This window comes from Niastella sp. OAS944, from assembly GCA_024809215.1.
Classification (GTDB): domain Bacteria; phylum Bacteroidota; class Bacteroidia; order Chitinophagales; family Chitinophagaceae; genus Niastella.
The window spans coordinates 360954-381567 of record JANUBW010000007.1; the positions used below are offsets into that span (position 1 = coordinate 360954).

15 protein-coding genes are annotated in these 20614 nt (G+C 43.4%); 10 read left to right on the forward strand and 5 right to left on the reverse strand.

All coding sequences use genetic code 11. The features are described 5' to 3' along the window. Positions 1-29 precede the first annotated feature (29 nt). A complete protein-coding gene (locus tag GGD38_RS25910; protein WP_375296694.1) occupies positions 30-1916 on the reverse strand; it encodes a DNA polymerase III subunit gamma/tau in 1887 nt (628 codons plus the stop codon). Between the two features lie 766 nt (positions 1917-2682). On the opposite strand from GGD38_RS25910, the gene GGD38_RS25915 reads away from it, so the two are divergent. From GGD38_RS25915 to GGD38_RS25935, 5 genes are all read left to right on the forward strand, one after another. Next, a complete protein-coding gene (locus tag GGD38_RS25915; RefSeq protein ID WP_375296693.1) occupies positions 2683-3315 on the forward strand; it encodes a TetR/AcrR family transcriptional regulator in 633 nt (210 codons plus the stop codon). A gap of 71 nt (positions 3316-3386) precedes the next feature. After that, positions 3387-4742 carry a TolC family protein gene (locus GGD38_RS25920; RefSeq protein ID WP_375296692.1) on the forward strand — a complete coding sequence of 452 codons (1356 nt, stop codon included), beginning with the start codon at positions 3387-3389 and terminating at the stop codon, positions 4740-4742. Between the two features lie 46 nt (positions 4743-4788). After that, entirely contained in the window at positions 4789-5835 is a 1047-nt protein-coding gene (locus GGD38_RS25925) for an efflux RND transporter periplasmic adaptor subunit (protein ID WP_375296691.1), read from the forward strand. A gap of 147 nt (positions 5836-5982) precedes the next feature. After that, on the forward strand, positions 5983-9018 hold the full coding sequence (locus GGD38_RS25930) for an efflux RND transporter permease subunit (RefSeq protein ID WP_375296690.1): 3036 nt from the start codon (positions 5983-5985) through the stop codon (positions 9016-9018). Between the two features lie 185 nt (positions 9019-9203). Beyond that, positions 9204-10148 carry an NAD-dependent epimerase/dehydratase family protein gene (locus tag GGD38_RS25935; protein WP_375296689.1) on the forward strand — a complete coding sequence of 315 codons (945 nt, stop codon included), beginning with the start codon at positions 9204-9206 and terminating at the stop codon, positions 10146-10148. Between the two features lie 103 nt (positions 10149-10251). Here GGD38_RS25935 and GGD38_RS25940 read toward each other — a convergent pair whose 3' ends face one another. Next, entirely contained in the window at positions 10252-11418 is a 1167-nt protein-coding gene (locus tag GGD38_RS25940; RefSeq protein ID WP_375296688.1) for a hypothetical protein, read from the reverse strand. Positions 11419-11788: 370 nt separating this feature from the next. Here GGD38_RS25940 and atpD point away from each other — a divergent pair, with 370 nt between their 5' ends. The 3 genes from atpD to GGD38_RS25955 all read left to right on the forward strand — a co-directional run bounded on the left by atpD (position 11789) and on the right by GGD38_RS25955 (position 15440). Beyond that, entirely contained in the window at positions 11789-13288 is a 1500-nt protein-coding gene (atpD, locus tag GGD38_RS25945) for a F0F1 ATP synthase subunit beta (protein WP_375296687.1), read from the forward strand. Between the two features lie 81 nt (positions 13289-13369). After that, positions 13370-13627, forward strand: a complete 258-nt coding sequence (atpC, locus tag GGD38_RS25950; RefSeq protein ID WP_375296686.1) for an ATP synthase F1 subunit epsilon — start codon at positions 13370-13372, stop codon at positions 13625-13627. Positions 13628-13904: 277 nt separating this feature from the next. Further along, entirely contained in the window at positions 13905-15440 is a 1536-nt protein-coding gene (locus tag GGD38_RS25955) for a T9SS type A sorting domain-containing protein (protein ID WP_375296685.1), read from the forward strand. 86 nt (positions 15441-15526) lie between these two features. Here the strand turns inward: GGD38_RS25955 and GGD38_RS25960 are convergent, their stop codons facing one another. Continuing rightward, positions 15527-16591 carry a sugar transferase gene (locus GGD38_RS25960; RefSeq protein ID WP_375296684.1) on the reverse strand — a complete coding sequence of 355 codons (1065 nt, stop codon included), beginning with the start codon at positions 16589-16591 and terminating at the stop codon, positions 15527-15529. Positions 16592-16635: 44 nt separating this feature from the next. After that, on the reverse strand, positions 16636-17028 hold the full coding sequence (locus tag GGD38_RS25965) for a response regulator (protein ID WP_375296683.1): 393 nt from the start codon (positions 17026-17028) through the stop codon (positions 16636-16638). A 527-nt stretch (positions 17029-17555) separates the two neighbouring features. On the opposite strand from GGD38_RS25965, the gene GGD38_RS25970 reads away from it, so the two are divergent. Then, positions 17556-18119 carry a hypothetical protein gene (locus GGD38_RS25970; RefSeq protein ID WP_375296682.1) on the forward strand — a complete coding sequence of 188 codons (564 nt, stop codon included), beginning with the start codon at positions 17556-17558 and terminating at the stop codon, positions 18117-18119. 105 nt (positions 18120-18224) lie between these two features. On the opposite strand, the gene GGD38_RS25975 is transcribed toward GGD38_RS25970, so the two are convergent. After that, positions 18225-18764 carry a TIGR00730 family Rossman fold protein gene (locus GGD38_RS25975; RefSeq protein ID WP_375296681.1) on the reverse strand — a complete coding sequence of 180 codons (540 nt, stop codon included), beginning with the start codon at positions 18762-18764 and terminating at the stop codon, positions 18225-18227. Positions 18765-19026: 262 nt separating this feature from the next. Here GGD38_RS25975 and GGD38_RS25980 point away from each other — a divergent pair, with 262 nt between their 5' ends. Beyond that, positions 19027-20553: a sodium:solute symporter gene (locus GGD38_RS25980; protein WP_375296680.1), complete on the forward strand. Its 1527-nt coding sequence runs from the start codon at positions 19027-19029 to the stop codon at positions 20551-20553. The last annotated feature ends 61 nt before the right edge of the window (positions 20554-20614 follow it).

Genomic DNA, 20614 nt, shown 5'->3' on the forward strand with positions numbered 1-20614 from the left:
TTTTTGAACCCCTTTGGGAAGCCCAATTTTTAATCAATTCCTAACTTTAGTTTCATCCTCAGTTCATTCACCAGCGGGAACTGCTCCACAATTTTCAGGTACTGGTCCTTGGTCGACAGCGGCTTTTCAACCGGCACAAAGGCTACCGGGTTATCGGTAACCACAATGGTGAATAAGATCGTTCTATTGTTGAATTTCGTCTGTATATACTCACTCAGTCCGCGACGTTCGCCCTCAATAAACTTCTGCTCCAGGTTATTATTAGTAACAATCTCAAAAGAGTTGGGTGAAGTGATCACCAGCCGGGCCATGTCGAACGACTGGCCTGCCGGATTCTTGTTGTCCTTCAGCTTTTGAGTAAAGTCAACCCAGTGTTGTTGCAGCAGCTCATTCGTCATTGGAATGGGCGGGTTGGTGTTGTGGGCCGATTTATTGGCAAACTTCTGCCTTATCGATTCCAGCGTACCCAGTTTGGCACCTGCCGATCTGTTTGTTGTATTGGGTTGATTGTAAGCTGGCTGCGGCTCTGGTGAGCTGTGCATGGAATTAATATAGTTCAGCTCCTCTTCATCGGGGCTGATGTATTCCATAGCCGGATCTTCAATGATGAGCCTGGCTTCATTGCTGGGTTGTTGGTAAACGGCCTGTGTTGGCTGAACCGGTGGTTCAGGCTTGCGGTTCACCACTTCCTGTTTGGGCGCTACCGCTTCCTGGCGCTGCTGGGGCTGTGGCTGTGGTGCCAGTTTGCGGAAGGCTACCGATGAGGCTCCCTCAACTACTTTTTTTTTACCAACGCCATCGCCGCCGGCCGCCAGTTCAAGCGCCTGTTGCAGGTAGGTTAATTTTATTATGGCCAGCTCGGTATGTAATCTTTTGTTACGGGCGCCTTTGAAATTGATCTCGGCTTCGTTTAAGATATTCAAGGCGCTTATGAGATAGGCCACCGGTGTATTTTTTCCGATAGTAATGTATTTGTCTTTAAAGCTTTCCACTACCTGAAGCAGCCCTGCCACTTTTTCGTCTTTACATACCAGCAGGTTACGAATGAACTCAGAAAAGCCATTAAGTACCAGGTCGCCTTCAAAACCCTTGCGGTCAATGTCATCATATAATAACATGGCGCCGGCCAGGTCCTGCTGCTGCATACAGTCGAGCAGCTTGAAATAATAATCGGCGTCGAGAATGTTCAAATGCTCCAGCGTGTTTTGGTACGTAACGGTTCCGCTGGTAAAGCTTACTATTTTATCAAGGATACTGAGGGCATCGCGCATACAGCCTTCGCTTTTGCGGGCAATTACCTGTAAGGCGGCCTTTTCAGCTTTAATTCCTTCTTTTGCAATGATGTTATTAAGGTGTTCTACCGTGTCGTTGCTGTTAATTCGTTTAAAGTCGAAGATCTGGCAACGGCTAAGGATGGTAGGAAGGATCTTATGCTTTTCGGTTGTGGCCAATATGAATATGGCGTAGGAAGGTGGTTCTTCCAGCGTTTTCAGAAAGGCATTGAACGCCGAGGAGCTAAGCATGTGAACCTCGTCAATAACGTATACTTTATGTTTACCTGGTTCGGGTGCGAACCGCACTTTTTCTACCAAGGAACGAATATCTTCCACAGAGTTGTTACTGGCAGCATCCAATTCAAAAACATTAAGGGAGCTACCCTCATTAAACGCTACACATGAGGGACATTCGTTACAGGCCTCGCCCTCGGCCGTAGGATTTTCACAATTGATGGTTTTGGCCAGAATACGGGCACAGGTTGTTTTACCCACCCCACGCGGACCGCAAAACAAAAAGGCATGCGCCAGTTGGCGGTTCTTAATGGCATTTTGCAGGGTGGTGGTAATATGAGCTTGTCCTACAACCGTATCAAAGGTTTGCGGACGGTATTTCCGGGCTGAAACAATGAATTTATCCATGGTAATATGGCAAATGTATGAATAATGTGCTAATGTGTTGATCTGCAAATGTGCTAATGTCGGTTGCCTATTAATATTTTGATTTACTGATTATTATGGTGTTTGAAATGGTTAGGTGCTGAGTGGTTGGTAGGCAATCGTGAATCGGCAATCGGCAATAGTTTCCAAATGTTCGGGACTCGCGGGGTCGTGAAACGTGAAACGGCAAACGTGAAAGGGCCTCCGGATTTCCAGACTCGCTTTCGGCAATCGGCAATAGTTTTCGAATGTTCGGGACTCGAGGGGTCGTGAAACGTGAAACGGCAAACGTGAAAGGGCCTCCGAATTTCCAGACTCGCTTTCGAAAATCGGCAATAGTTCCCGACTGTTCGGGACTTCGACTTCCGACCTCCGATCCTCCAGAACCAAAAACTTAGAACTGAAAACTATAAAGTAAGGACTGTGAACTTAAAACTAAGAACTGCGAACTGTAATCCATCTCAAATCCATGTCTCTGCTACCTTCCATCCTGGGGTCATCTTAGGGTCATCCTGGGGTTATCCTGGGGTCATCTTAGGGTTTGAACCCCAGGATGAGCCTAAGAACACCCTAAGAATACCCTAGGAACACCCTAAGATGCTAGGTAGCACAAACATGGCACATACCAGGCTTAGGCGTTTCAAAAACAAAAGAAATGGGGATTGAAAGAAAAATTTTCAGGAAAATGTGGGTGAATTCTTGGTTACTTAACAGTGTTAAGTATATTTGTGTCGTTAATAAAATTATTATGGGCATTTCGGAAAGAAAAGAGAAACAAAAGCTGGAGATAAGAAAAGCGATACTCGACGCTTCCATGAAACTGTTTGTGGAACAGGGTTATGAAAATGTTTCAATCCGTAAAATTGCCGATCTTATAGAATACAGTCCCACAACCGTTTACCTCTATTTTAAGGATAAGAATGAGATCCTGTTTCAACTGCATGAAATAGGATTTCAGAAAATGGCTGAATATAATGCTGAACTGTGGACAATAAAGAACCCGCTTGTTCGTCTGCACAAAATGGGGGAGTTCTATATGAAGTTTGGCCTGGAAAACCCGGCCTTTTATGACCTGATGTTCATTTTAAATGCCCCCATGGAAGCGTTGCAGGTGGTTGAAAAATGTGAATGGAAAAGCGGCGACCAGGCGCTTGGTAAATTGAAAGAAACAATTCAGGAGTGTATGGACAAGAACCTGATAGAAAAAGGCGATGTAGATGGTATCTCAATGGCTTTCTGGAGTTTAGTGCATGGTATGGTGTCACTGGCAATACGCAACCGGTTCGATAAACTCGTTACAGCCGATCAAATGGTGCCAACGATGACCAAAGGATTAACCTGGTTGATGAATGTAGTAGATACATCGGGCAATAAAACCTGAGGAGGTTTTTTTTTGCCTTTTTACTTAACACTGTTAATAATATTTACATTATAAAATAAAGAGATCGACTTATGAAACAAAGTCTATCAGTCCTCCTTTTGGGGATTGCAGGGAGCCTTTTTGCCTGTTCGGCCGCTGCACAAACAACCTTAGATGCCTACATAAAGAAGGGGCTCGATGGCAACCTGGCCCTGCATCAAAAAAGCTTCGACAGGCAAAAGGCCGAGCTGGACCTTAAACGGGCAAAAACCTTGTTCTACCCTCAGGCAAGTTTGAATTCGCAATACACCCTGGCCATGGGTGGCAGAACGCAGGACATTCCCATTGGCGACCTGCTGAACAATGTATACTCCACCCTTAATCAGTTAACCGGACAAAGCAAGTTCCCGCAGGTAAATAATCAAAGCATCCAGTTCCTGCCAAACGACTTTCACGACACAAGGGTTGAAGTAGTGATGCCGGTTGTGAATACCGACCTGTATTATAACCGGGCCATTAAAAAAGAATTGATCAATACCCAACAGGCCGATATTGATATTTACAAACGCGAGCTGGTTAAGAATATAAAAGAAGCCTATTATCAATATCTGCAGGCCGGTAAAGCAGTTGAGATCTATAATAATGCGCTTGCGCTTGCCAGTGAGAATTTGCGGGTAAGTGAAAAAATGGTGCAAAATGGTACGGCAACCAGGGAATCGGTAATGCGTGCAAAAGCGCAGGTGAGCCAGGTAAAAGCCTCAGTAATAGCTGCCGCCAACCAGCAACACAATGCTGCCGCCTACTTTAATTGTTTGTTGAACCAAACACTCGATGCGCCTATTACTACAGACTCCACCATTCTTGAAAAGGTAAATACAAATGCAACGGCAACTGTAGAAATGCCTGCCCGGCGCGAAGAACTGACCAAACTGCAAAGCGCACAAAAAGTAGTGGGCACCAGTATTAAAATGAACAGGAGTTACCTTATTCCAAAACTCAATGCTTTTTACAATATCGGTTTTCAGGGTTTTGGTTTTCGCTTTAACAGCGATCAGTTTTATCAGTTAGGCGGACTGCAATTTAAATGGGACCTGTTCAAAGCAAACGATAATAAATACAAAGTACAGCAATCGCAAATAGAATTGGATGCGTTGAACACACAATACAAAGATGTAGAACAGCAATTGACCTTACAGGTACATACCACGGCTAATAATTATCGCTCGGCAGTACAAACCCTGCAAGCCAGGGTTGATGAAGTACAAAGCGCGCAGGAAACCTATCGCTTTGCCGAAAGACGCTACCGCGAAGGGCAGGCCTTGCAAATAGAATTGATAGATGCCCGCACACAGCTAACCAATGCCCAGTTGAATTATTCGCTGGCACAACTGGCCGTGTTGACCCGTGAGGCTGAACTGGAACGTGTAACAGCTAAATACAATTTCTGAACCCCTTACTAAAACTCTTGTTCATCAACAATAAAGTCTTTTTAAAATGAAACATCTACTCTTTCCTTTACTATTAGCAGCAGCCCCTGTTATAATAACCAGTTGCAATGGCCATTCACAAGCCGCCAGTACTATCGACGATGCTATTGCTGTAAAACAGCAACCCATTACCACCATGCAATATGCACCGGTGCTGAAGTACTCAGGTTCTATGGCTTCTACCGCCGAGGCACGGTTATCGTTCAAGATCGGTAGTATTATTTCAAGAATATATGTTAAGGAAGGCGATCATATAGTGAAAGGGCAATTGCTGGCCACCCTCGATCTTACCGAGATCAACGCCCAGGTACAACAGGCTTCGCAAAGTGTTGAAAAAGGCCAGCGCGATTTAACCCGTGCAAAGAACCTGTATAACGATACCGTAGCAACGCTTGAGCAGGTGCAGAATGCAGGGACCCAATTACAGGTTGCAGAAGAAGGACTGCGCATTGCCCGCTTTAATCAACAGTATGCACAAATACGCGCCACAGAAAGTGGTACTATTCTTAAAAAATTAATGAATGAAGGCGAAATGGCAAGTGCAGGTTCACCGGTATTTATGTTTAACGGTACAGCCGGCAACGATTGGGTTATACGCTTTGGCGTATCTGATAAAGACTGGGCAGTGTTAAAGAAAGGTGATAAAGCTTCGGTTGAAATAGATGCTTATCCTAATAAAACATTTGCCGGTATTATTACCGAAATAGCACAGGGCGCCGATGTGGCCAGTGGAACTTATGAAATAGAAGTAAAAGTATTACCCGCCGGGGCGCGTTTTGCGGCCGGACTGTTCGCCACCGTTCGGTTACAACCCGCGGGCCAACAAACAGTGACCATGGTGCCGGTAGAAGCGTTAACAGAAGCCAATGATAAAACCGGTTATATATATACTGTAAATGCCGATGGAAAAACAGTTACAAAAAACAAGGTCACAATAGCTTTTCTTGAAAATAATAAAGCCGCCATTATTAGCGGGCTCAATAACGTTCGTGAAGTAATAACCGAAGGCGTAGGTTACTTAACCGATAAATCAACCGTGAAAGTGATTAAATAACAAAACAATGAAAGGGAATACTACAATAAGTGAAGAGCTGTTGACCGTGCTATCGCAATGGTACCAACAAACAGTACAACGATATCAGTTCATCTTTTTATCTCCCGAGCATTAATAAAACTTGTTACAAATTCAAACCAGGCTGTTATGAAAATAACTGACTTCTCAGTAAAAAATTATCAGTTCACACTCATTGTATTTGTGATGCTGATAGCCATAGGGGTTAACTCGCTGTTGAACATGCCCCGGGGTGAAGACCCTGATTTTGCAGCGCCACAGTTTAGTGTGGTGGTGGTATACCCCGGTACCAGTCCGAAAGATATGGAAGAACTGGTGGTTGACCCCATTGAAAAAAGAATGAACGAGCTCGACGATATTAAGCGCGTTGTAAGCCGTATGGATGATGGCCTTGCTGTAGTGCGAATTGAGTTTAAATACGAAAGCGATCCCGATAAAAAGTACCAGGATGTGGTGCGCGAAATGGATGCGCTTAAAACAGAATTGCCGCAGGATATATTGGATGTAGATATTTTAAAGTTCAGCCCTACCGATGTAAATATTTTACAAATAGCGCTGCTGAGCGAAACTACCCCTTATAAAGACCTGGAAGAATGGAGCAAAAAGTTAAAAGAACGGCTTGAGAAAGTAAAGACCTTAAAGAACGTTGATAACTGGGCCTTTCCACAACAACAGGTACGGGTATCGCTGCAGTTGGAAAAACTGGCGCAGTATAATATTCCTTTAAACAAAGTACTGGGCGCCATTCAAAGCGAAAATGTAAATATACCCGGCGGTAGTATTGAAATGGGGGAGAAGAAGTTTAATATTAAAACCAGCGGTAATTATAAGAACCTCGATGAAATAAAAAATACCATCGTAAGCAATGCCAATGGAAAGCTGGTATATGTAAAAGATGTGGCCGATGTGAGTTTTAATTATGAAGAGCAAACTTATATAGGCAGGTTAAATGGAAAACGAGGTGTGTTTGTAACTGCCAGCCGTAAAATGGGCACCAACATTTTTGATGTAGAAAAAGAAATGAAGCCCATACTGGAGCAATTTAAAAAAGAGCTTCCTAAAAGTATTGCTTACGAACAAAGCTTTGATAATGCGCACAGTGTTCGTACCCGCCTGGGTGGTTTTACCCGCGACTTTGCTATTGCTATCTTTCTGGTGTTGTTAACCCTGTTGCCATTGGGTTTGCGCGCATCTATAGTAGTGATGGTATCTATACCCCTGTCGCTTGCCATTGGCTTGTTCCTGCTCGATATGTTTGGAATAACCATTAACCAGCTGAGCATAGTGGGTATGGTGGTGGCGTTAGGGCTGCTGGTTGATGATAGTATAGTGGTGGTTGAAAATATAGAACGTTATTTACGCATGGGCTATAGCCGGCGCGAGGCGGCCATGGAAGCCACCAAACAAATCGGTCTGGCGGTAATAGGTTGTACGGTCACGCTGATATTTGCCTTTTTACCACTGATGTTTTTGCCAGAAGGCGCGGGTGATTTTATTCGGAGCTTACCGGCTGCAGTGGTTACAACCGTACTGGCGTCCCTGTTTGTATCGCTCACTATTGTTCCGTTCCTTTCGAGCCGCATCTTAAGCAACCATGAAAATCCGGAAGGTAATTTCTTTTTACGCGGACTGAAGAAATTCATTGGCGGATCATATCGCCGGTTGTTGAATGTTGCTATTGCCCGTCCGGTTACTACATTACTGGTAGCACTGGCCATATTTGCGGGTTCGGTGGCCCTGGTGCCGGTAGTGGGTTTTAGTGTGTTCCCCGCATCGGAAAAACCTATGTTCCTCATAAATATTGAAACGCCATTGGGTACCAGTTTGCAGGCCACCAACCAGGTAGCGCAATACGTAGAGAAAGAGATCAGCAATATTCCCGACCTGAAGAACTACGCTACCAATGTGGGCCGTGGTAACCCGCGTATATATTATAATGTGATACCACAAAACGAAGTGAGCAATTATGCGCAGTTGTTTGTGCAGTTGAAAGAAACGCCGCCCAGGGAAAAGATAAAGCTGATAGATCAGTTACGTGCCAAATTCAGGAACTATCCCAATGCAAAAATTGAAGTAAAAGATTTTGAGCAGGGACCGCCGGTAGAAGCGCCCATAGCCATCAGGTTGTTTAGCGAAGACCTCGATACCTTGCGCAGTTTGGCCTTTAGGGTAGAGAATATTTTAAAGAAAACACCCGGCACTATTTATGTAAATAATGAGCTTACTACGCTGAAGACAGACCTTCGGGTAAAAGTAAATAAAGAAAAGGCGGGCTTATTAGGGGTACCTGTTCATGAAATAGATCGCACCATACGCATGTCGGTTACCGGCCTCAACATTGGAACTTTTAGAAAAGAGAATGGCGACGAGTACAATATTACGGTTACCATGCCGCGAACAGAACACCAAACCTTCGATGCCTTTAGTAAAGTATATGTAACCAGTGTAACCGGCGCTTCTATTCCATTGAACCAACTGGCCGATATTCGTTTTGAAACGTCGCCGGTTACAATAAAACACTACGAAAAGGATAGATATACGGTAACAACGGCATTTGTGCAAAGCGGTTATAATACCGGTAAGTTAACTGAGGGTATTTTAAAACAACTCGATACCATGCATTTCCCTGCCAACAGTCGTTATGTAGCTGCCGGTGAAGTAGAGGCCAGTCAGGAAAGTTTTGGCGGCCTGGGCACCATTGTGCTGATAACTATATTCGGTATATTGGGGACGCTGATATTAGAGTTTAAAACTTTCCGCGGAACGCTTATCGTACTTTCAGTAATTCCGCTTGGGATAATCGGCGCCGTATTGATGTTACTGGCAACTAGTAATACGTTTTCGTTTGTTGCGGTAATTGGGTTAATAGCGTTAATTGGGATTGAAGTAAAAAATTCTATTTTGCTGGTTGATTATACCGATCAGCTGCGAAAACAGGGCATGAGCCTCGATAAAGCAATACAGGAAGCTGGTGAAACACGCTTTGTGCCCATCATTTTAACCACTTTAACAGCTATCGGCGGATTGCTGCCACTTGTAATGGAGAACAATCCATTGTACTCTCCACTTGCCCTGGTTATTATTGGGGGACTTATTAGTAGTACCTTGCTGACGAGAATTGTGACGCCGGTGTTGTATAAGTTGTTGGCGCCTAAGATAGGTTGACAAGTTAACACGTTAACAGGTTGACAAGGATTTCTGTGCGGCGGGCTGAGTAATAGCTGGCAGATTGCTTTTCAAGCGATAAACCAGGTTAAAAGAAAACCCCTCCCCCTTCCGGGGGAGGGGCAGGGGGAGGGAGCCTGTTACTTTAAACCAAAAAATAAACAATAATAAAGGAACTTAATTCTATGAACATTCACACAATCTTTGGCGCCGGAGGCGCAGTTGCTGATCAGTTATTACCCATATTATTAAACAATAAAGAAAAAGTGCGGTTGGTATCGCGCACCGCAAAACAAATAGCAGGTGTTGAATCGGTAGCTGCCGATGCAACCGATTATAAGCAAACGCTGAATGCGATAAAAGGATCTTCGGTTGTGTACTTATTAATAGGCCTGCCCTACGACAGTCGAGTTTGGAAGGCGCAGTGGCCAGTGATAATGACCAATGTGATAAATGCCTGCAAAGAAACCGGCGCAAAACTTATCTTTTTCGATAACGTATATATGTACGGTAAAGTAAATGGCTGGATGACGGAAGAAACGCCCTTTAACCCATGCAGTGCAAAAGGCGAAATAAGAGCCGGTATTGCCAGTCAATTATTACAGGAAACAAAAAGCGGTAACCTTCAAGCGCTGATAGCGCGTAGCGCCGACTTCTACGGACCAATTGGTTTTAAAACAAGTGTACCTAACCTGCTGGTGATACAAAACCTGTTGAAAGGGAAAAAAAGTCAATGGCTTGGCAGTGCCGACCAGCCACATTCTATTACCTATGTTCCGGATGCAGCAAAGGCACTATACCTGTTGGCTAACCGCACCGATGCATTTGGGCAAACATGGCACCTGCCAACGGCAAGTGACCTTATAACCGGCCGGCAATTTGTGAAACAGGCTGCGGCTATTGTGCAAAAGCCCGATGGTGTATCGGTTATTCCTAACTGGATGCTGTCTATGGCAGGCCTGTTCGACCGCACCATGAAAGAGTTGAAAGAAATGAACTACCAGAACGAACATCCATACCTGTTCAGTTCCGAAAAATTCAATAAAGCGTTTGGGTTCACGCCAACTTCGTATGAGGAGGGGATAAAAGAAACGGTGGCCTGGGCGCTTGGAGAAGGAAGTAGGAAGTAGGAAGTAGGATGTACGATGTACGAAGTATGCAGTAAGAGTAAAGTAAACCGTTTATAATTATCGGACTATTCTTACTTCATACTTCTTACCTCTTACTTCAGCATTAGCTAACCATCGGATGCCGCTTATACTCCCGCGTTCTATCAAATAAATATCTGTAAGTAGTAAGTACGCGGCTTTGAAAGGTATCGCCGAGGCTGGCGGCAACATTCAGCATTTTAGGATTGAAATCGCCGATCCACTGCATTTCATATTCGGTATAGGGCGTTTGCCATTGAATTACTTTACCACTTTCAACGATCATATACGCATCTAGGCCCTTGCCCTGAAATTCGGGTACAATACCAAATACCAGACCCGTGCATTTTTTACAGGGCTTGGTCATTTTGATCCACAGGAATTTCAGTTTATGAAAAAGACTGAACTGCCCGTTCAGGTGTTTGAACCATTGGTTAAGGTCGGGCAGGTTAATGAACATGGCTATGGGTTGTTCATTATGATAGGTGAACCAAATGATACGGTCATCCATCACGGGCTTCATTTTTTTGAACATCAGCATCACCTGGTCTTTCTTCAATTCTTTTAAACCGCCATGGCCCGCCCAGGCTTTATTATATACATAGGCAAAGTCGGTGGCAAACTTCTCCAGCCTGTTCTTGTCTATGCGAATACATTTATAGCTGGGGTTGGTGGCATAAACAGCATGCCGTTCGTGCAGTTTATCGCTGAGCTTTTTCTTGGGATTAATGCCCAGGCAGATCTGGTTAAAGAAAGTGCGGAACCCATACGTTTCAAAAAGTTGGCGATAGTAGGGCGGGTTATAGTTCATGCAGTACAGCGGTTCCTGAAAGCCTTCGGTTACCAGTCCCCACCAGCGATCGCGTTCTCCAAAATTAATAGGACCATCCATGGCTTCAACGCCGCGTTGTATAAGCCAGTGTTTGGCAACATCGAAAAGCATATCGGCGGCTGACTGATCTTTAATACAGTCGAAGAAACCAATACCGCCAACGGGAAATTCATCGCCTTTGTTCTTATATTTTTTATTGGTAAAGGCGGCAATACGGCCTATGAGGTTTCCTTCGGAGTTATATAATACCCAACGTGTACATTCGCCAAAGCGGAAGGTCTTATTCTTTTCGGCACTGAACACTTCTTCTACATCTTTATCGAGGGGACGAATGTAGTTTGGGTTCGACCGGTTTAATTCAACATTGGCCCTGATGAAATCTTTGGCCAATACAGGTGTGGTAACTTCAGTTAATTGCATGTTCGGATATAAGGATGCCGCGTACTCCATATTCAAAGTACAAATAAAACGAAAAAGCATTAGAAATTGGTTCCCAGCATCCTGTTGCCTTAAACATATTAATAATACTATGTCGGGTTATATTATATAAAAGTGTAACTTATGCCTGTTGTCCGTAAACCAGTGACCGGGATTTGGAATGCAATACCTCAAAACCGGTTTTTGCCACGTCTGGCCGTAGTTTCGAAAAAATCTATTGCTATTAAATTGCAAAAATTTCCGCTGTTCACTTACCTTTGCAGCCGAAATTAAAAATTTTGATTGAGAGCGCTGTTAAAGCGTTGTAAATCAAAACCCTAATTAAAACGCTCACGCTAAATCAAACTATTATATGCCAAATGTTGGTAAGATCAAGCAGATCATCGGTGCTGTAGTAGACGTGCAGTTTGAAGGAAAGCTCCCCGAAATCTACAATGCGCTTGAATTAAAGCGCCCAAATGGTGAAGTGCTGGTAATGGAAGCACAGCAACACCTGGGTGAAGACAGCGTTCGTTGTATCGCCATGGACGGTACCGAAGGTCTGGTACGGGGAATGGTTGTAACAGATACCGGTGCTGCGATTGCTATGCCAACCGGCGAAGCTATCAAAGGTCGTTTGTTCAATGTAACCGGCGATCCTATCGATGGATTACCCGCTGTACCTAAAACGAATGGTCGTCCCATTCACAGTAAGCCACCTGCTTTTGAAAACCTGAGCACTGCTACTGAAGTATTGTTCACTGGTATTAAAGTAATTGACCTTATTGAGCCTTATGCAAAAGGTGGTAAGATCGGTTTGTTTGGTGGTGCGGGTGTAGGTAAAACCGTATTGATCCAGGAACTTATTAATAACATCGCGAAAGCTTACTCTGGTTTATCAGTGTTTGCCGGTGTGGGTGAAAGAACCCGTGAAGGTAATGACCTGATGCGTGAGATGATTGAAGCCGGTATCATGAAATACGGTGAAGAGTTCATCCACAGCATGGAAAAAGGTGGCTGGGACCTGAGCAAAGTGAACATGAAAGAACTGGCTGATTCAAAAGCTACCTTCGTATTCGGACAGATGAACGAGCCCCCAGGCGCCCGCGCCCGTGTGGCACTGAGCGGTTTAACTATCGCTGAGTACTACCGCGATGGTGACGGACAAGGTAAAGGCCGCGACATCCTGTTCTTCGTAGATAATATCTTCCGTTTCACCCAGGCTGGTTCTGAAGTATCGGCGTTATTGGGTCGTATGCCTTCAGCGGTAGGTTACCAACCAACCCTGGCTACAGAAATGGGTCTCATGCAAGAGCGTATCACATCTACTAAAAACGGTTCAATCACTTCAGTACAGGCGGTTTACGTACCTGCGGATGACTTAACTGACCCCGCTCCGGCTACTACCTTCGCCCACCTGGATGCTACTACCGTATTAAGCCGTAAGATCGCTGACTTAGGTATCTATCCTGCGGTTGACCCGTTGGATTCTACCAGCCGTATCCTTACAGCAGCTATCGTTGGTGATGCTCACTATAACACTGCTAACCGTGTTAAATTGATCCTCCAACGTTACAAAGAGTTACAGGATATCATCGCCATCCTCGGTATGGATGAGTTGAGTGAAGAAGATAAACAAACTGTATTCCGCGCCCGTAAAGTACAACGCTTCCTGTCACAACCTTTCCACGTGGCTGAGCAGTTTACCGGTTTGAAAGGAGTACTGGTTCCCATCGAAGAAACTATCCGTGGTTTTAACATGATCATGGATGGTGAAGTAGATGAGTATCCTGAAGCAGCTTTCAACCTGGTTGGTACCATTGATGATGCCATCGAAAAAGGTAAAAAGCTGTTGGCTCAGGCACAAGGATAAAATACCAATTAGCTAATTAGCTAATGTGCTAATTAGCTAGTCGAAACCCGGCACATTAGCACATTATCAAATAAGCACATTATGAATTTAGAGATTTTAACTCCGGAAAAGAAGCTGTTTAGTGGTGAGGTGTTTGGCGTTCAACTGCCAGGTATAACCGGTTTGTTTGAAGTGCTTGACAAACACGCTCCACTGGTAAGTGCGCTGAAATCAGGTAGAGTAAAAGTGTTGAAAGATAAAAGCAATCACCTCGCTTTTTACGAAATTCAGGGTGGTTTTGTAGAAGTGCTGAACGATAAAACTACCGTGCTGGTAGAAGGCGCTACCGTTGTTGGCTAGTCTTCAAAAGAATACTTTCAGCTAGATCAATTATATATCTCCCGGCTTAGGTCGGGAGATTTTTTTTGCCTATACCCGAACTATATTGTATGCCCGCTTATTTCCGGTTTCTGTCGGCGGCCCTCATTTTTAAGCATACAAAAAGACAGCTATCTCGCATAATCATGCATAATATGTTGTTAATGAGCTGGTTGTGACTTTGTTTTTATATGGCTAATACTGTTTTGTCGTACATTCATTAGCGTTAACAATTACCATTTATCGTTAAAATTTATGTATGAAAAAATGTACACTCTTTTTCATGGCCATATTCTTTTTGGCCAGTGCTTATGCCAGTAATGAACACCTAGTAGCGGTTTCCACCAGTGGAACTACTCAAGGGCCTATTGTTATGCTTAACCCGTGCACTAATATTCCCTTTCAGGTAACTTATTCAATTCCCAGCGGCTTTAATGCCGTGTCACGATTTGACTGGTATATAAATAATGTTTTTTATACTTCAACTACCAGTACGACCGGAGGCTACGGAGCTACAACTATACCGCTCAACGCCCCAACTGCCAGGGTTGTTTGTAAGGTGGTGTATGCAAACGGCAGCACACTTTCTGCTCCTGCTGCTTCAAATGAAGTGATTCTTGAAGCGAAGTTGAATCCTTATACATTAAGTGGCCCTTCTGTTGTAGATCTGGGAAATCAAACGGTCACTTACACACTGAATAAACATACGGGCAATGACTATTACGTGTTGAATTCTGGTTCTTTTACCATAAACTGGGAGTTTCCTAGTGGCTGGTCATTAATTAGCACCAATGGGGGGACTGCCACTTTCCTAACCGATAATTATAGTGGGGGTGTAGTAAAAGCTGTTATTACTATAACCGGTTGTGGATATCAGGAGGCGTGTACACTGATAAATCCGACAGTAAGCAGAAATTACCCGCCAGTTAGCTTTACCGATCCTTATGGAGGAAACGTTTGCTATAGCAATCCTACCGGAACATTTGCAATTAATCCCCAACCGGCGGCAGTTAGTTATACTTATACTATTCATCCATCCTATGGATCAGATATAAGTGGAGCTACATTTGCTGGCAGCGGTACACAAACGCTTACTACCACCGATGCTTCTGCTACTATCAATTTTAATACATCTTCTAATTTGGTTATTGACCTTGGAGTTAAGGCCAATTATGGAAATGGCGTTTCGGGGCCAGAAACAAAAAAGACGATAGGATTTTTGGTCCCGCTTGAGTGGCCTTCACAGAATATTTCGGTTGAATACCATTTGGGCGGCAGTGGATATCCTTGTAGTGGTTGGATTCAGGTAGAGGCGCCCTGGGTGTCAGGTGCTACCTATTACTATTACCTGGATGGCTTTATGGTAGACCAGGGCCAAGGTATGAATATTACTGGTTTTGGATACAACGGGGAAAGCGTATTGTCTGTTGTTGCATGGAACTCTTGTTCCTCTGCAGGTACCATTTACAAGGACCTAAGTTGTAGTGGTGGGATGGCAATGGTAAAAGCCAGCGATGCCAGCATTAGCCTGTACCCTAACCCTGCCATAAATGATGTTACCCTAACTGTGAAAGAATCTGGTAACAGTTCAACTGCTAAAGCGGGCAAAGGGTTGAAAGAAATCAAAGAGGTTAAACTGTTAGATAAATTCGGCGCGGTGAAGAAAATAACCAAATACCCAGCCGGTACAAAGAATGTGAGATTATCATTAGGAACTTTACCATCTGATATATATGTTCTTGAAATTTCCGATGGCGTTAATAAAGTAATTAAACGCGTGTCGAAAAGTAAATAGCAAAGGTGTAACATAATGCCTTAACAAAAAAAGATCTCCCACCCTGGGAGATCTTTGCTTAATATAACTGTAAATCAGGCTGTGTATTATGAATGACGGCTAAGGGCTTGTTTGCCTAGCCAAATATCATATAGCAAATCAGATTTATCGGCGCCGGGTTCAAGCTGTACTTCAGCAGGTATAACCGTTTGGCTGTTCTTTTGTGTGTGCCAGGTAATACCGGCTGCAGCCAGAAAATGATCGGCGTTTGCATTAGTGGTTAATCTCGATGCCTCATACAATGGCAATGCCCGATGACCAACCAGCGACAGATCTCCCCGCCAAACATTCAGCAATTGCGGCAGCTCATCGAGGCTGGTTTTGCGCAGGAACATTCCGAATTTACTTACCGGTGCGCCATTCTTCTTTTTTGCAGCATCCTGTATAAGCGTGTTGAACTTATACAAGTTGAATATACGGTAACCGCGTCCGGTGCGAAGTGTAGTGAACAATACAGGTCCGCCGGTATTGTATTTAACCGCCAGCGCTATTAACAGCATAACAGGCCCAAGTGTTAGCAACAGGGTAGAGGAGATGGCTACATCGAGCCCTCTTTTTAGCAATGCCCTAACAGTGGGGTAGGTGCGAAAAGCTGTTTCTACCTTGCAGGCTTCGGGTTGTTGCAGGTGCTTTTGTTTCATCTTCTTAAGGAAGCTCACTTTGCGCTGCAGATTGTTGGCCGAAAATTCATTCAGTACAATTAGATCATCGATAAACTCATATCTTTTAAAGCGCTCCAGTTCCTCTTGCGGCAGTCCGCTTACCTCAACGATAAATGGAACGTCGGCCATTATTTTATGCGCATATATGAATTTATGAAGTTCTACCAGGTGTTCGGTACCCTGGGTAGCTTCTGCAATGATCATATCGGGGATGGTAATGGCATCCTGCTTTTTCAATAAACGCTTTAGAGCAAATAATGCATCGCCGGTTGAAATGCTGGTATAGCCAAACTCAAATGCGTTTGTAAGTTTTGCTGAGTTATGGGCCTGGATGCCTATATAAAAGAACTGCAGCTTTGTAATATCAGTTGGCTCATTTTCCGCTACAGGCAAACTATAACGTTTGTATGTATCAAGGATCTTTTTCGTAGGTAGAATTGCTAAATCCATAGAAGACAATTTAATTGATCAATTCCGGCAAAGCCGGTTTTCCCTTAGTTCACCTTCGAAACCGGTACAACCCTGCTCATTATCTTTTGAACTGTTTCGTTTAATTCAAGCGGATTAAATGGCTTCTTATAAAAATCTGAAACTCCATATTTCAGACATTTTGCAGCGATAACATCTTTATCGAGCGACGACAATACCACCATGGGTATATCGCGGTAAATAGCGCTCGATGAAAACTCTTCGATCAGTTCCCAGTCCTGCATATCGGGTAACTGTGGGTCTACAATGATTAGGTCGGGCAGGTTCTTTTTTGCTAACCAGAACATGGCTGAACAGGCATCGGGGGCAGTAACAACCTGATAGTCTTTTCCCAGTACCGTATGTAGTAAAAACCTGATCGCTTTACTGTCGTCAATAGCCAGAATACATCTCTTCATTTCCGTACATTAAGTGCTGAAAACATTTTATCGTTTTCCGATAAGACACAAGGATGCGTTCGGTTCGCACAGGCATTGGAATATTACTTCCGGAACAGACCATTGGCTGTTGGGAATGATATCACAAATTGGTACAAAACGGCTTTACAGGATTGTTAGATTAACTTTCTATAAGTGTTAACCAGTTGGGGGGATTTTCCAGGGATTTGTGGTTGTTGGTAAGCTCGTAAATCTTCGGTCTTCAATGGATAGGCACAATAAAAGTAATAACAAAAGCTAATAATTGCAATACCCGCCAGCACGTAGGAAAAAAATATATATAAATGCTTAGTTATAAGGCGTTCGCTAAGTGCTGATTATGTAACAGTTTGATTATTAGCAGTATTTATCCACATAGACTGCTATGTCGTATCTTACTGATTAATAGTTGAATAGTTACCCCGGTATTAGTAACATCTTAACACCAAGTAAGTTCGCTTGCTTGTATTTTCGTCAATGTGCTAATTTGCATATTAATTTAAGATCGTATGAAAAAATATTTACTGACCACCTGTTTGTTAGCCATGTTTTCTGTTGTAGCTGTTGCCCAGGACGAGCAGGAACCTGAGAGCAAGGGCTTTGATAAAAATAAACTGTTCTTTGGCGGTAATTTTGGTTTGGGCTTTGGGAATGTGTCAACGCTTGTAAATGTATCGCCGCAGATAGGCTACCGCTTCAATCGTTATTTGGCTGCCGGCGCCGGTATTAATTTTATTTACAGCAGCAATAAGTACGAGTGGTTAGATTATAAAGAACAATATGGCGTAGCCGGGTTGAATATCTTTGGCCGGGTGTATCCTATTGAATATATCTTTTTTCAATTACAGCCAGAGGCGAATTATACCTGGGGTAAACAAAAATCATTAAGCTCAGATGCTGAGTATACGCTCGACAGTAAAGTAGTTCCTTCTTTAATAGGCGGAGTTGGTGCTGCCATCCCGGCGGGCAGGGGATATTTTATCGTAAGCGCTAATTACGATCTGTTGCAAAATGAGCGCAGCCCTTATGGCAGCCGTGCATTTTTCAACTTTGGTTATAATATTGGATTCTAAGCATAATGTGCTGATATACTAATGTGCCAATATGCTAACATCCTTCAATAGATCATTAATAAACAGGATTAGCATATTAGCACATTAGCAAATTAGCCTATTAGGTTACCCGATCTTATTAAATATCTCTACCGGCGTTTCACAAAAAATGATTCTTTCTTCTATCGCCTCATAAAGAAAATCTTCTTTTTTCATGTGATGCATATGCAGCCGAAGGTGATTATAGAAACCTTCGCTATTTAACATGTATATTTTCTTGTCGTGGATCTTTAGTTGATTCCAGGTAAGCATTTCAAACAACTCGTCGAGGGTACCAAAACCGCCAGGCATTACAATGGCCGCATCGCACATTTCATACATCATCTTTTTTCGCGTATGCATATCTGGCACAACAAACAGTTCGGTAAGCCCTTCATGCTGAGCTTCCCATTCTATTAATATTTTAGGAATTACGCCCATTACCTTGCCGCCATTGGCCAGCACCGAATCGGCAATGGCGCCCATTAAACCTTTATTACCGCCACCATATACCATGCGCAGGTTCAACATGGCAATCAGCTTGCCGAGTTCTGTTGCATGCTTCATATACAAAGGATTCCGTCCGGTCTTTGAACCGCAAAAAACTGCTACCGATTCTATCTTCATGCTCGCTGTTTTTAATAGGGACAAATATTGTTAAAAAAATGTCCGTTGGGCTCTAAGATAAATGGATTATCAGCAATAGTAAAACACAATTTTGTTACCTTCAGACCCTAGGTTTGAATGGATGAGCGCTTTGAGGTTTAGTGCATTATGCCTGTTTAAAAAGGCAAATGGGTAATAACGAACAGCGCAAACTATCTCCTGGTCAGGCTTTTAGGCTTTTGAACTTATCCGACTTTATTGAACCGTTTAATCAACGTTAATTATGTCTGCATCCCTGTTATTCTCTTTTGTGATCGGGTATTTCGTGTTGTTGCTGGTTGTTGCGTACTTCACTTCCCGTAATTCAAACAACGATTCGTTTTTTATTGGTAACCGCAACTCAAACTGGATGCTGGTGGCATTTGGTATGGTGGGCACATCGCTGAGTGGGGTAACCTTTGTTTCGGTGCCAGGTACGGTGGGCGATTACGCCGGCAGCTTACATAATGGGTTCGCATACTTTCAGGTAGTGATCGGCTATTTTTTTGGTTACCTGGTGGTGGCCTTTGTATTGTTACCGCTGTATTATAAAATGAACCTTACTTCTATTTACAATTACCTGCAAAAGCGGTTCGGCACCATTGCTTATAAAACAGGCGCGTTGTTCTTTATTATCTCCCGTACAGTTGGCGCCACAGCCCGTTTGTACCTGGTGATATTTGTTCTGCAGGAATTTATTTTGAAAAGCTTTGGAGTGCCATTTGTTGTAACAGCCCTCATTATTTTATTAATGATCCTGCTGTATACTTTCGAAGGCGGGGTTAAGACCATTGTATATACCGACACATTGCAAACTTCTTTAATGCTGGTGGGGCTTGTAGTATCAGTTGTTTATATTTTAAATAACCTGAACCTGTCGGTAGGCGATGCCATGCGAACATTGACCGACCAGGGCTATACAAATATCTTTAACACCGATCCCAAAAGCGGCGGGTTCTTTCTAAAACAAATAATAGGAGGCATGTTCATCACCATTTCCATGTTTGGCCTCGATCAGGAAATGATGCAGAAGAATATTAGTGTAAAGACCTTAAAAGATTCGCAGAAGAATATGATAACCTTTAACCTGGTAAGCGCCGGTGTTAACTTTTTATTCCTGCTGCTGGGTGGTTTGTTATACCTATATGCATTGAACCATGGGGCTGAATATGCGCAGGCTGCGGGTGGAAAAATGCAATTGTTGAGCGGCGATAAGAATATTATGGGCGATGAGCTGTTTCCTACCATGGCTTTACAATTTATGCCCCAGGCCATATCTATCATATTTATCATTGCCCTTATTAGTGCCTTATTTCCCAGTGCCGATGGTGCATTGACCGCGTTGACCTCTTCTTTTTGTATAGATATACTGGGTTTAAAACGACGCGATGACCTGAATGAAAAGCAACAGAAAAAGATCAGGTTAACGGTTCACCTCTCGTTTACGGTTATATTTCTTGCCTGTATTATGATATTTTACCGCATAGGCGACCGGAGTATTATAGATAAAATACTTAAGCTGGCCGGGTATACTTACGGGCCGTTGCTGGGGCTTTTCGCGTTTGGTATCCTCAGCAAAAGAGCATTGCCATCGACCCTGATGATCACTTTTATTTGTTTGGCTGCACCTGTTATATGTTATTTTCTGAGTCAAAACTCAGAAAAATGGTTCGGCGGCTACCAGATAGGTATTGAGCTGCTTATCATAAACGGCTTACTAACGTACCTTGGTTTACTAAGTATCTCAAAAAAAGCAGAGCTGGCGCAATAACGATAAAGAGATATTAATTAATAAGTGTGGCACACCTCGAAAGTGTGCCACACTTATTGTA